The organism is Priestia sp. P1_B12_1 (assembly GCF_056406695.1).
On the sequence record NZ_JBFTZR010000014.1, the window covers coordinates 1 to 13,908 of the forward strand.

A 13,908-nucleotide genomic window follows, 5' to 3' on the forward strand; every position below is an offset into this window, starting at 1 on the left:
GGCGATAGCGAAGAGGTCACACCCGTTCCCATACCGAACACGGAAGTTAAGCTCTTTAGCGCCAATGGTAGTTGGGACTTTGTCCCTGTGAGAGTAGGACGTTGCCAGGCACCTGAAAAAGGACTAGCTATTTTAGCTAGTCCTTTTTTGTTTACAATTTATTTGTTTTATGAAAAAGTATAGTAAGAACAATAAAATTCACGATTTGCAGGTTTTGAAATAAATTTTAGTGGCAACGATAAAAGTAAAGAATAAACTTTAATAGTACATAGTTGAAAATTTTTTCGTTTCCTTTTATATTTAAATTAAGGTCAAATATAGTCAAAGTCAGAAGGAGGGGGCAGCGTGCCAAATATCTCTGACATTATCGAACAGTATTTAAAACAAGTACTTGAATTAAGTGAAAGAGAAATTGTTGAAATAAGGCGCAGTGAGATTGCTGATAAATTTCAATGCGTTCCGTCGCAAATTAATTACGTTATCAATACCCGTTTTACAGTTGAAAGAGGTTATCTTGTAGAAAGTAAGCGAGGCGGCGGCGGCTTTATTCGTATTGCAAAAGTAAAAATGCATGATGCAGCGGATTTGTTTCAGCAAGTAATTGAGATGATTCAAAATGAAATTTCACAAGTAAGTGCTGAAAACGTCATTATTAGGTTAGTTGAAGAAAAAGTCATCACAGAACGAGAAGCAAAAATCATGTTGAGTGTTATCAATCGTTCAGTTATTAATATTGAACTTCCTTATCGTGATGAGCTAAGGGCCAATCTTTTAAAAGCAATGCTTAATTCATTACGCTACCGATAAGCTCATGATCTATTTTATTTAGAACAGGGAGTGATGACAGGATGATTTGTCAGCAATGTGAAACGAGACCTGCAACTCTTCACTTCACAAAAATCATTAATGGTGAAAAGACGGAGATGCATGTATGTGAACAATGCGCTTCAGAAAATGGAGATGCATTTTCTTTTTCAAATCAGCAAGGTTTTTCAATCAATAACTTACTAGCTGGCCTACTTAACCTAGATCCAGCAGTAACTGAAAATTATAAGCAACAAAGTCAGGAGGTTCTTTCTTGTCCTACTTGTGGCATGACATATCAAAAATTTGCTAAAATCGGCAGGTTTGGATGTGCAGATTGCTACAAAACATTTGAGCGACCTCTTATTCCTTTCTTGAAGAGGTTGCATGGAGGTAATTATCTACATCACGGAAAAATACCAGCAAGAATTGCAAGTAATCTTCATTTAAAAAAGGAATTACAGGCATTAAGATTGAACTTAAAAGAGTATATCGAAAAAGAGGAGTTTGAGAAAGCAGCCGAACTCCGAGATCACATTCGATTACTAGAAAAGAAGATGAACGAATCGAGAGAGGAGGAAGCGTAATTCATGTCCCAGGATTTGTTCTTTTCCCAGCCTGTTAGCTCTTGGATGCGTCAAGAAGCTTCGAATTCAGATATTGTTCTAAGTAGTCGAATCAGGCTGGCTCGAAATTTAACTCATTATCTTTTTCCAACTCTCTTTTCTAAAGAACAAGCAGTTGAAGTGGTTCGAGTATTCGAGCAAGTTTTTCAAAAAAGTGAGAACACCAATCAGTGGAATTTGCATTTACTAAAGATGAACGAATTACAGCCTCTTCAAAAGCAAGTGTTGGTTGAAAAGCATCTTATCAGTCCTAACTTGGCTGAAGGAGATAACAACGGAGCTTGTTTTTTATCAGAAAAAGAAGATTTGAGTATTATGGTTAATGAAGAAGATCATTTACGCATACAATGTTTATTTCCAGGCCTTCAATTATCTGAAGCTTTAAGCACAGCGAATAAAGTAGATAATTGGATTGAGAAATACGTAGATTATGCGTTTGATGAAAATAGAGGGTATTTAACCAGCTGTCCCACAAATGTGGGTACTGGGCTACGTGCATCCGTGATGATGCATCTGCCGGCTTTAGTGATGACCCGTCAAATTCATCGTATTATTCCCGCTATTAACCAGCTTGGCTTAGTGGTGAGAGGAATTTATGGAGAAGGTAGCGAAGCTTTAGGGAATATCTTTCAAATTTCTAATCAGATAACCTTAGGGAAATCTGAAGAAGATATTGTGGCAGATTTAAATAGTGTCGTACAGCAGTTGATTACACAAGAGCACTCTGCACGAGACGCGCTGTTTAAAACATCTCATGTAGAGTTAGAAGATCGAGTGTATCGTTCATATGGAGTATTGGCCAATAGCCGTATTATTGAGTCAAAAGAAGCTTCACAATGTTTATCAGATGTTCGATTAGGAATCGATTTAGGGTATATAAAAGGACTGAGTCAAAATATATTGAATGAACTTATCATTATGACGCAGCCAGGCTTTTTACAAAAGTATTCGGGAGGTCCCCTAAAGCCTCAAGAACGTGACATTAAAAGAGCCACCTTAATTCGAGAACGTCTCACTATAAATAAAAACACAAATTAAACGTGGAGGGTGACGATTATATGATGTTTGGTAGATTTACAGAGCGCGCACAAAAAGTATTAGCTTTAGCACAGGAAGAAGCACTACGCCTAGGTCACAACAACATTGGAACGGAGCATATTTTATTAGGTATCGTTCGCGAAGGTGAAGGAATTGCAGCAAAAGCTCTTTCTGCTCTAGGCCTAAGCACTGAAAAAATTCAAAAAGAAGTGGAAGCATTAATTGGCAGAGGCCAAGAATTAACGCAGACCATTCATTATACACCTCGAGCGAAAAAAGTCATTGAACTTTCAATGGATGAAGCCCGAAAACTTGGTCATTCTTATGTAGGAACAGAACATATCTTACTAGGCTTAATTCGTGAAGGTGAAGGCGTTGCAGCACGCGTTTTAAATAATTTAGGTGTCAGCCTAAATAAAGCTCGTCAGCAAGTGCTTCATTTATTAGGTAGCAATGAAGCTGCTTCAAGTCATCAAGGCGGAGGCTCTTCAAACGCTAATACACCTACGCTAGACAGCTTAGCACGCGATTTAACAGTTGTAGCGCGCGAAGGAAGCTTAGACCCTGTTATCGGACGTGGGAAAGAAATTCAGCGTGTTATTGAAGTGTTAAGCCGACGTACAAAAAACAATCCTGTATTAATTGGGGAGCCAGGTGTCGGTAAAACGGCAATCGCTGAAGGTTTGGCTCAGCAAATCGTCAACAATGAAGTTCCAGAAATTTTACGCGATAAACGCGTTATGACTTTGGATATGGGAACGGTCGTTGCTGGTACAAAATACCGCGGAGAGTTTGAAGATCGCCTGAAGAAAGTAATGGATGAAATTCGTCAAGCAGGTAATATCATTCTCTTTATCGATGAGTTACACACATTAATTGGCGCTGGTGGCGCAGAAGGTGCTATCGATGCTTCTAATATTTTAAAACCGTCTCTTGCTCGTGGAGAACTTCAGTGTATCGGTGCTACGACTTTAGATGAATACAGAAAATACATTGAAAAAGATGCAGCGTTAGAGCGTCGCTTCCAGCCAATTCAAGTGGATGAACCAACGTTGGAGGAGTCTATTCAAATCTTAAAAGGGCTTCGTGACCGTTATGAAGCGCATCACCGAGTATCTATTTCTGATGAGGCAATCGAGCAAGCGGTGAAACTATCAGATCGCTACATTTCAGATCGTTTCTTACCGGATAAAGCAATCGATTTAATTGATGAAGCTGGTTCAAAAGTGCGTTTACGTTCATTTACAACGCCGCCAAATTTAAAGGAATTAGAGCAAAAATTAGAATCAGTACGCAATGAAAAAGATGCGTCTGTTCAAAGTCAAGAATTCGAAAAAGCAGCATCTTTACGCGATACAGAGCAACGCCTACGCGAAGAATTAGAAGACACAAAGAAAATTTGGAAAGAGCAGCAAGGTAAAGAAAACTCAGCTGTAACCGTAGAAGATATTGCGATGGTTGTATCTAGCTGGACGGGTGTACCGGTCTCTAAACTGGCACAGGAAGAGACAGAAAGACTGCTGAACATGGAAGAGATTCTTCACTCTCGTGTAATTGGGCAAGAAGAAGCGGTAAAAGCAGTTGCAAAAGCTGTGCGCCGTGCTAGAGCAGGCTTGAAAGATCCAAAACGTCCAATTGGTTCATTCATTTTCTTAGGACCAACAGGGGTTGGTAAAACAGAGCTTGCACGTGCATTAGCGGAGTCAATCTTCGGTGATGAAGATGCAATGATTCGTATCGATATGTCTGAGTACATGGAGAAACATTCTACTTCCCGATTAGTAGGTTCACCTCCAGGATATGTTGGATACGAAGAAGGCGGCCAGTTAACGGAAAAAGTAAGAAGAAAACCTTACTCAGTTGTTCTTTTAGACGAAATTGAAAAAGCGCATCCGGATGTATTTAACATTTTATTACAAGTGTTAGAAGATGGACGCTTAACAGATTCAAAAGGCCGTACAGTTGATTTCCGTAATACGATTTTAATTATGACATCAAACGTAGGTGCTGATACATTAAAACGAAGCAAGCACTTAGGGTTCACAGTAGAAGCAGAAGGGCAAGACTACAAAGATATGAAAGGAAAAGTAATGGCGGAAATGAAGCGCGCGTTCCGTCCGGAGTTCCTAAACCGTATCGATGAAATTATCGTCTTCCATTCATTAGAGAAACCTCACTTAGCTGAAATCGTTAAATTAATGGCGGATCAGTTAACAAAACGCTTAAAAGAACAAGAAATTGATCTTGAATTAACAAAAGAGGCAATTGATAAGATTGCAGAGGAAGGTTTTGATCCAGAATACGGTGCTCGTCCACTTCGTAGAGCAATTCAAAAACATATTGAAGACCGTTTATCTGAAGAGCTGCTAAAAGGAGTTGTTCAAAAAGGTCAGAAAGTGACGCTAGATGTAGACAAAGGAGAATTTGTTGTTAAATCCTCCGCTCCAAGCAGCATCAGCTAAATTTACTCAAACCAAGACGAGGCATACGAAAAAACACGTATGCCTCCCTTTTTATTTTAGCTTAGGAAATAGTGTACAATAGAGATAGAAATCGATTGAATGAACGGAGAGATTGATAACATAATGGCGAAACGAAAAACAAAATTTGCATGTCAGCATTGCGGATATGAATCAGCAAAATGGATGGGGAAATGTCCCGGATGCGGAAGCTGGAATTCTATGGTAGAAGAAATGGAAGAAACGAAATCATCACGCCGAGGAGCTTTTTCCGGAGCTACTGCTTCTAAAGTTCAAAAACCTCAGTCAATTACAGCGATTGAATCTACAACAGAACCACGAATTTTTACACCTTCTGCAGAGTTAAATCGTGTATTAGGTGGAGGTATTGTCAGAGGCTCACTCGTTTTAATAGGGGGAGATCCGGGTATCGGAAAGTCTACTTTACTTTTGCAAACCTCCGCGCAGTTAGCAATGAAACAAAATAAAGTACTATATATTTCGGGAGAGGAATCAACCAAACAAACGAAGTTAAGAGCGGACAGGCTAGATGTAAAAGCTGAAGAGCTTTATGTTCATGCAGAAACAAACTTAGAATTAATACTAGAGGCCATCTCAAGCATGCAGCCTGATTTTGTGGTGATTGATTCAATTCAAACCATTTACCATGCTGATGTGACATCAGCGCCAGGAAGCGTCTCACAGGTGCGAGAGTGTACGGCTGAACTAATGCGTGTTGCTAAAACGAATGGAATTGCCATCTTTATTGTGGGTCATGTAACGAAAGAAGGGGCCATTGCAGGACCAAGACTTCTTGAACATATGGTGGATACGGTTCTTTATTTTGAAGGAGAGCGCCATCATACGTATCGTATATTAAGAGCGGTTAAGAACCGATTTGGATCTACAAATGAAATGGGCATTTTTGAAATGAAAGAAAGTGGGCTAGAAGAAGTATTGAATCCATCTGAAATCTTTCTAGAAGAACGGTCTCAGGGAGCAGCAGGATCAGTTGTTGTCGCTTCAATGGAAGGGACAAGACCCGTATTAGTAGAGCTGCAGGCGCTAATCAGTCCAACGAGCTTTGGAAACCCTAGAAGAATGGCTACGGGAGTAGATCATAATCGTGTTTCGCTTATCATGGCTGTCTTAGAAAAGCGTGTAGGAATGCTGCTGCAGAATCAAGATGCGTATTTAAAAGTAGCAGGTGGAGTGAAATTAGACGAACCAGCAATCGATTTAGCTGTAGCCGTTAGCATTGCTTCAAGCTTCAGAGATGCTGCTTCTAGCGCTACAGATGTTATTGTAGGAGAGGTAGGATTAACAGGTGAAGTACGCCGAGTGTCTAGAATTGAACAGCGCGTTCAAGAAGCGGTAAAATTAGGGTTCCAACGAATTATTATCCCCGAGAAGAATTTAGGGGGATGGAAAGTCCCAGATGGTATTGATGTGATTGGGGTATCAACAGTAGCGGAGGCTCTGCAATATACATTAGGAGGATAAGCAGTGGAAGGAGAAAAAACAACAGTTAGTCAAAAACAAATATCAGAAATTCTGCAGTTTGTAGCACCAGGAACCCCTATTCGTGACGGTATCGATAACGTCTTGCGGGCAAAGACGGGCGGCTTAATTGTTATGGGCTACAATGAACAAGTCAAAAAGATGGTGGATGGGGGATTTTCGATTAATTGTGCATTTACACCTGCGCACTTATACGAGTTAGCCAAAATGGATGGAGCGCTTATTTTAAACGACAGCGGAAGCAAGATATTATTTGCTAATGCTCAGCTCATGCCAGATCCCTCTACTCCTTCTTCACAGACAGGAATGCGTCACCGTACAGCAGAACGCGTAGCTAAGCAGTCAGGTGTATTGGTGATAGCTATTTCACAAAGACGAAATGTGATTACGCTTTACAAAGGGTCTCTGCAGTATGTGTTGAAAGACATTAGTGTTATTTTAGCAAAAGCGAATCAAGCGCTTGGGACACTTGAAAAGTACAAGGCGGTATTAGACGAATCGATTACAAGTCTCAGTGCATTAGAGTTTGAAGAGCAAGTAACTCATACAGATGTGCTGCAGTCGCTTCATCGTACAGAAATGGTTCTGCGTATTAAAAATGAAATTTTGAGCTATATTAGCGAGTTAGGAACAGAAGGAAGACTAATCCGTCTCCAAATGAATGAATTACTTTCCCACTTAGAGGAAGAAGCAACTTTATTAATCAAAGATTATATGTATGACCTCAGCTTTGACCCTTACCGAGTAATTGAACGCATGCAGCAGCCGTCAAATAATGTTCTTCTCGATGACCAAACGCTCCTTCGCTTAATGGGATATCCCATGTATACAAGCTTTGAAGACAGCGTTATTCCTAGAGGGTATCGAATGCTTCATAAAATTCCAAGACTTCCATCGATTATTATTGAAAATCTCATTGATGAATTAGGGGATTTAAAAACGATAGCAGATGCGTCGGTAGAAGAATTGGATGAGGTAGAAGGCATCGGTGAAATTCGAGCAAGGAAAATCAGAGAAGGACTGAAAAGACTAAAAGAGCAGCATCTTACAAACCGTCAGCTATAGGATATTAATTGACATTAAATGTTTGATTCATTAAGATATTGTGAAAATACAAAAAAAGTGACAGTTTGTTTACAAATTCTGTTTTTTGGTTAAATAACAGGTTTCAATCATTGTAAACTGTTTATAATGATAAAGGGAGGTGAAGGCGTGTTAAAACGTTTTGTACAGTTATTTTTTATTATTACAGGTGGTACATTGGGCGTCTTTTTTATACCTGAACTTATTCAATTATTAAATCTGCAAGATGTAGCATTTCTAGAAAAGCCTTACGTCGATGCAATACTGGGAGCCATTTTGTTTTTCCTTGTCACGTTTTGGATTGTTGATTATATAGTTGAATTAATTCGCCGAGTGGAAGAGGCGTTACTGAAGGCGCCTGTAACGGATGTGCTTTTTGGGAGCTTAGGATTGATTTTAGGGCTTATTGTGGCCTACTTGGTCGGAGCTTTTTTAGGCAGAATTCAACTTCAAGTAGTAAGTACCATTTTACCAATCTTTCTAAGTATTCTTTTAGGTTACTTAGGGTTTCAAGTCGGGTTTAAAAAACGTGATGAGCTTGTAAGCGTGTTTTCGATGCCGGCTCGAATTGGGAAGAAAAAAGGCCAAGAAGAAGAAACAGATAACGAAGAATCATTAAAGTCTCTTAAGATTTTAGATACAAGCGTTATTATTGACGGCCGTATCGCAGATATTTGTCAAACAGGATTTTTAGACGGAACGATTGTTATTCCGCGCTTTGTGCTTGAGGAACTTCAGCATATTGCTGATTCTTCGGATGTTCTAAAACGAAACAGAGGTAGACGAGGTCTAGATATTCTAAACCGTATTCAAAAAGAACTGGCAATGAAGGTAGAAATTTATGAAGGCGATTTCGAAGACATTCAAGAAGTAGACAGCAAGCTGGTTAAATTGGCAAAGCTGACTTCCGGTTTGGTCGTGACAAACGATTTTAATTTAAATAAAGTATGTGAACTTCAAAATGTTGGCGTTTTAAATATCAATGACTTAGCAAATGCCGTCAAGCCAATTGTACTTCCAGGAGAAGAAATGAACGTATTGGTTATAAAAGACGGTAAAGAGCATAATCAAGGTATTGCCTATCTTGATGACGGTACAATGATTGTGGTAGAAGAAGGAAGAAATTATATTGGAAAGCAAATTGATGTACTGGTGACGAGCGTACTCCAAACCTCAGCAGGCCGTATGATTTTTGCGAAACCCAAGTTATTAGAAAAAGCACTGTGACGTAACAGGTAAAGGGAGTATACCTATGAAGTATGAAATTATCGTGTTAGCTGCAGGTCAGGGGAAGCGAATGAAAGCGGGGCGGAACAAACAATTTTTAACTATTCAAAACGTTCCGCTTATCATTCATACGCTGCAAAAATTCGAACAAGATCCTTGGTGCAGTGGAATTGTACTAGTCGTAAACGAAAAAGAAGTACAGATTTTTGAAGAGTTATTAATCAAATATCCAATTCAAAAGGTTCAATCTTTGACAGTTGGAGGCGATGAACGTCAACATAGCGTTTATAACGGTCTTAAAAGTTTAAAGCAGGCTCAGATGGTATTAATTCATGATGGCGCTCGTCCATTTGTTCAACAAAACACAATCCATGAGTTAGTAGAAAAAGCTGCTAGTGATAAGGCTGCTGTGCTGGCTGTTCCAGTAAAAGACACAATTAAGCGTGTGAAACAGGGTACTGTCATTGAAACAGTTGAGCGCTCTAGCTTGTGGGCTATTCAAACGCCGCAGGCTTTTCTTTTTGATGTAGTAATGGATGCACACGAAAAAGCAAAAATAAATGAATACTTAGGCACCGATGATGCAAGCTTAGTAGAAAAAGCGGGGCAAAAAGTATCGATTGTAGAGGGAAATTACGATAATATAAAACTAACAACACCAGAAGATTTGTTATATGCAGAAGCTATATTAACAAAGCTAAACAGGACTGAAGGAGTGGAAAAATGAACATTCGAGTAGGACAAGGTTTCGACGTACATGAATTTGCAGAAGGAAGACCTTTAATCATCGGCGGTTTAGAAATTCCGTATGAAAAAGGATTATTAGGCCACTCAGATGCAGATGTGCTGTTACATACAATCGCAGATGCCTTATTAGGAGCGGCGGCTAAAGGAGATATCGGAAAGCATTTTCCGGATACAGACCCTGAATTTAAAGATGCTGATTCAGCAAAGCTTCTTCAACACGTATGGAAACTGCTAAAAGATGAAGGTTATGAATTAAGCAATGTAGATTGCACCATTATCGCGCAAAAACCTAAAATGGCTCCTTACATTGAACCAATGAGAGAGCGTATTGCGCAGCTGTTAGAAGCAAGCATTTCTCAAATTAACGTCAAGGCAACAACAACAGAAAAGTTAGGCTTTACGGGACGCGAAGAAGGAATTGCCGCCCAAGCAGCCGTTTTAGTTTATCAAAAATAAAAACAGTTGACTTTGACAGATACCTATTTGGTGATAAAATTAGAACATGTCTAAAACATATAAATACATACTATAAGTAATATTAAATTGGAGGTCATCTTAGTTATGTCAAGCGAAGTAAGAGTTCGTTATGCCCCGAGTCCAACTGGACATCTTCATATAGGGAATGCAAGAACAGCACTATTTAATTATTTATTTGCACGAAATCAAAACGGTAAATTTATTATCCGTATTGAAGATACAGATCAAAAGCGTAATATCGAAGGCGGAGAAGAAAGTCAGCTGCGCTATTTAAAATGGTTAGGTATTGAATGGGATGAGAGTATCGACGTAGGCGGCGAGTACGGTCCTTATCGCCAGTCTGAACGTACGGAAATCTATCAAAAATATACGGAAGAACTTCTTGAAAAAGGATTAGCTTATCACTGTTACTGTACGTCAGAAGAGCTTGAAAAAGAGCGTGAAGAACAGCAGGCGAACAGTCAAATGCCGCGCTATTCAGGTAAGTGCCGTAACTTAACAGCTGAACAGCGTGCTGAACTAGAAGCAGAAGGCCGTGAGCCAAGCATTCGCTTCCGTGTTCCTAGCAACACAGAAATTAAGTGGAATGATATTGTCAAAGATGAAGTATCATTTGAGTCTGAAGGCATTGGTGACTTCGTTATTGTGAAAAAAGACGGTACCCCAACATATAACTACGCTGTAGCCATTGATGATTATCTAATGAAGATGACACATGTTCTACGCGGAGATGACCATATTTCTAATACACCGAAGCAAATTCTTGTGTATGAAGCTTTGGGCTGGACGCCTCCTGTATTCGGTCATATGACATTAATCGTAAATGAAAATCGCCGTAAGCTAAGTAAACGTGATGAGTCAATCATTCAGTTTATTGAGCAATATAAAGAATTAGGCTACTTGCCGGAAGCACTGTTTAATTTTATTACAATGCTTGGCTGGTCACCTGTGGGAGAAGAAGAAATCTTCTCTAAAGAACAGTTTATTGAAATCTTTGACCCAGCTCGTTTATCAAAATCTCCAGCACTATTTGATACAAGCAAATTACGTTGGATGAACAACCAATACATGAAACAATTGGATTTAGACGAGGTGGTAGCTTTATCAGTTCCTCACTTGGTGAAAGCCGGAAAAGTTGAAGAAACGCGCGGTGCAGAAACAGAACAATGGGTACGTGACTTAGTCGCTTTATACCAAGAACAAATGAGCTTTGGCGCTGAGATTGTTGAACTTACTGAAATGTTCTTTAAGAAAGAAATTGATTACAGTGAAGAAGCAAAAGCAGTGCTTGCTGAAGAGCAAGTACCGGAAGTGTTAAAAGCATTTGCTGAAGAGATTTCTTCCTTAGAAGAATTCAGCGCTGATGAAATTAAGGCAGCAACAAAGGCTGTACAAAAAGCAACAGGTCAAAAAGGTAAAAAACTATTTATGCCAATTCGTGTAGCAACAACAGGCGAAACACACGGTCCTGAGCTTCCAAAAGCTATTTCTCTTTTAGGGAAAGAAACAGTTTTAGCTCGTCTAGAAAGCATTTATAGTTAACAAATTTCTATTTTGCCCATATGATAAAATAATCAAATATGGATATCGTTGAGAAGGAAGAGTAGGCAAGTTCATTGCATATCAGAGAGGGTTATCACCGGCTGAAAGTAACCTATGACAAAACTTGTTGAAGTGCGCCTTTGAGTCTTTTGTTGAATGCTGCTAAAGTAAGTAGGCAAAAGCGGGTACTTTCACGTTATGAGAGAAGAGTTGGGATCGTTTGTTGATCCAAACAGAGTGGAACCGCGTATATACGTCTCTGTGTCATTTGACATAGGGGCGTTTTTTTATACAATCAATGAGTAGATAGAGGAATAGCGGAATTGGGGTGAGATGATGCTAAAGTTGTTAAAGGAAGACATTGAAGCCATATTTGAACAAGATCCTGCAGCAAGAAGTTATATTGAAGTGATATTAACCTATTCGGGGTTGCATGCTATTTGGGCACATAGATTCGCTCACGGGCTTTTTAAAAGAAAGTGGTTTTTTCTGGCACGTGTAATCTCACAAATTAGCCGATTCTTCACAGGGATTGAAATCCATCCGGGTGCGAAAATTGGCCGCCGCTTTTTTATTGACCACGGAATGGGAATTGTGATTGGGGAAACGTGCGAAATTGGAGATAATGTAACAGTATATCAAGGAGTAACACTCGGAGGAACAGGGAAAGAAAAAGGAAAGCGTCACCCGACGATCGAAGACAATGTCTTAATTGCAACAGGTGCTAAAGTGCTAGGGTCGATTACGATTCATGCACACTCCAAAATTGGAGCAGGTTCAGTTGTGTTAAATGACGTCCCAGAAAACTCAACGGTTGTTGGTATCCCTGGCCGAGTCGTCATTCAAAATGGCGTCCGGATTCCAAAAGATTTGAATCATCAAGATTTGCCAGATCCAGATGCAGAGCGTTTCAAACAGCTAGAGAAAGAAATTTTACACCTGCAAAATCAATTAAAGGAATTAAAAGAAGGGAAGATTCACCATGGCAATTAAGCTATATAACACGTTAACACGTCAAAAAGAGACGTTTGTACCGCTGGAAGAAAACAAAGTCAAAATGTACGTGTGCGGACCGACGGTGTATAACTATATTCATATTGGAAACGCGCGTCCTGCGATTGTATTTGATACGGTGCGCCGCTATTTAGAATTTAGAGGCTACGATGTAGAGTATGTCTCAAACTTCACAGATGTAGATGATAAATTAATTAAGGCAGCAAAAGAGCTAGGAGAAGATGTTCCAACGATCGCAAACCGCTTTATCGATGCTTACTTTGAAGATACGTCAGCTCTTGGATGCAAGCATGCCGATGTGCATCCGCGCGTAACTGAAAATATGGATATCATTATTGAGTTCATTGATGAACTTGTGAAAAAAGGTTATGCGTATGAGTCAGAGGGTGATGTATACTATCGTACACGTAAGTTTGAAGGATACGGAAAATTATCACATCAGTCTATTGATGAATTGCAATCCGGTGCTCGTATCGAAGTTGGCGAAAAGAAAGAAGATCCATTAGACTTTACTCTTTGGAAAGCAACCAAAGATGGAGAGATCGCATGGGATAGCCCTTGGGGTCAAGGAAGACCGGGCTGGCATATCGAGTGCTCGGCGATGGCACGCAAGTATTTAGGTGATACAATTGATATCCACGCAGGCGGTCAGGATTTAGCTTTCCCTCATCACGAAAATGAAATTGCCCAATCAGAAGCGCTCACTGGGAAATCGTTTGCGAAATACTGGCTTCATAACGGGTATATCAATATTGATAATGAAAAGATGTCTAAATCACTAGGGAACTTCGTGTTAGTTCATGACATTATTAAAAAGCATGATCCTTCCCTACTTCGATTCTTTATTTTATCTGTTCACTATCGTCACCCAATTAACTATAACGAAGAAATTTTAGAGAATACGCGCAAAGCGCTTGAACGTCTGCAAACAGCTTACGGCAACTTAACTCACCGTCTAGAGGCAGCAACAAATCTTCAAGAAGATGCTTCAGAATGGTTCGGAAAGCTAAAAGAGCTTCGCGAAACGTTTGTTGAAGAGATGGATGATGATTTTAATACGGCAAATGCTATTTCTGTTCTGTTCGAGCTAGCAAAGCAAGCTAACTTGTATTTGTTAGAACAAACAACGTCTACAGATGTAATTGAAGCCTTTATTAAAGAGTTTAAAGAATTAGGTGCTGCAATAGGCATTACGTTTGGAGAAGCTGAACTTCTAGACGAAGAAATTGATCAATTGATCCAAGATCGTATTCAGGCTCGTAAAGATCGTAATTTCCAATTAGCAGATCAAATTCGAGATGAATTAAAGGCTAAAAATATTATTTTAGAAGATACGGCGCAAGGAACAAGATGGAAAAGAGGATAATAGT

At 39.5% G+C, this 13,908-nt stretch carries 12 protein-coding genes, 1 rRNA gene and 1 other annotated feature; all 13 genes read left to right on the top strand.

All coding sequences use genetic code 11. The annotated features are described in order from the left end of the window. A 5S ribosomal RNA gene (gene rrf, locus AC1D0Y_RS25370) occupies positions 1-110 on the top strand; the annotation flags it as partial. Positions 111-345: 235 nt separating this feature from the next. After that, the gene (locus AC1D0Y_RS25375) at positions 346-807 is read left to right on the top strand and encodes a CtsR family transcriptional regulator (RefSeq protein ID WP_013054895.1); all 462 of its coding nucleotides are present in this window, start codon (positions 346-348) and stop codon (positions 805-807) included. A gap of 41 nt (positions 808-848) precedes the next feature. Beyond that, the gene (locus AC1D0Y_RS25380) at positions 849-1,391 is read left to right on the top strand and encodes a UvrB/UvrC motif-containing protein (protein WP_025753183.1); all 543 of its coding nucleotides are present in this window, start codon (positions 849-851) and stop codon (positions 1,389-1,391) included. 3 nt (positions 1,392-1,394) lie between these two features. Then, on the top strand, positions 1,395-2,468 hold the full coding sequence (locus AC1D0Y_RS25385) for a protein arginine kinase (protein ID WP_013054897.1): 1,074 nt from the start codon (positions 1,395-1,397) through the stop codon (positions 2,466-2,468). Positions 2,469-2,488: 20 nt separating this feature from the next. Next, the gene (clpC, locus tag AC1D0Y_RS25390; protein WP_014462041.1) at positions 2,489-4,930 is read left to right on the top strand and encodes an ATP-dependent protease ATP-binding subunit ClpC; all 2,442 of its coding nucleotides are present in this window, start codon (positions 2,489-2,491) and stop codon (positions 4,928-4,930) included. Between the two features lie 123 nt (positions 4,931-5,053). Further along, positions 5,054-6,430 carry a DNA repair protein RadA gene (gene radA, locus AC1D0Y_RS25395; RefSeq protein ID WP_477708115.1) on the top strand — a complete coding sequence of 459 codons (1,377 nt, stop codon included), beginning with the start codon at positions 5,054-5,056 and terminating at the stop codon, positions 6,428-6,430. Positions 6,431-6,433: 3 nt separating this feature from the next. Next, positions 6,434-7,513: a DNA integrity scanning diadenylate cyclase DisA gene (disA, locus tag AC1D0Y_RS25400; protein WP_013054900.1), complete on the top strand. Its 1,080-nt coding sequence runs from the start codon at positions 6,434-6,436 to the stop codon at positions 7,511-7,513. A gap of 147 nt (positions 7,514-7,660) precedes the next feature. Then, positions 7,661-8,758 (top strand): PIN/TRAM domain-containing protein, encoded by a 1,098-nt coding sequence (locus tag AC1D0Y_RS25405; protein ID WP_013054901.1) that lies wholly within the window; start codon positions 7,661-7,663, stop codon positions 8,756-8,758. A 25-nt stretch (positions 8,759-8,783) separates the two neighbouring features. Continuing rightward, a complete protein-coding gene (gene ispD / locus AC1D0Y_RS25410; RefSeq protein ID WP_028410360.1) occupies positions 8,784-9,485 on the top strand; it encodes a 2-C-methyl-D-erythritol 4-phosphate cytidylyltransferase in 702 nt (233 codons plus the stop codon). After that, complete coding sequence (gene ispF / locus AC1D0Y_RS25415; RefSeq protein WP_013054903.1) at positions 9,482-9,961, top strand: 2-C-methyl-D-erythritol 2,4-cyclodiphosphate synthase; 480 nt, start codon at positions 9,482-9,484, stop codon at positions 9,959-9,961. The genes ispD and ispF overlap by 4 nt, the downstream gene beginning before the upstream one ends. A 105-nt stretch (positions 9,962-10,066) precedes the next feature. Then, entirely contained in the window at positions 10,067-11,524 is a 1,458-nt protein-coding gene (gene gltX / locus AC1D0Y_RS25420) for a glutamate--tRNA ligase (RefSeq protein ID WP_477708116.1), read from the top strand. Between the two features lie 39 nt (positions 11,525-11,563). Next, positions 11,564-11,788: a binding site (T-box leader), on the top strand. A 72-nt stretch (positions 11,789-11,860) separates the two neighbouring features. Further along, entirely contained in the window at positions 11,861-12,517 is a 657-nt protein-coding gene (cysE, locus tag AC1D0Y_RS25425; RefSeq protein WP_025753192.1) for a serine O-acetyltransferase, read from the top strand. Then, on the top strand, positions 12,507-13,904 hold the full coding sequence (cysS, locus tag AC1D0Y_RS25430) for a cysteine--tRNA ligase (RefSeq protein ID WP_477708117.1): 1,398 nt from the start codon (positions 12,507-12,509) through the stop codon (positions 13,902-13,904). Before cysE ends, cysS begins: the two co-directional genes overlap by 11 nt. The last annotated feature ends 4 nt before the right edge of the window (positions 13,905-13,908 follow it).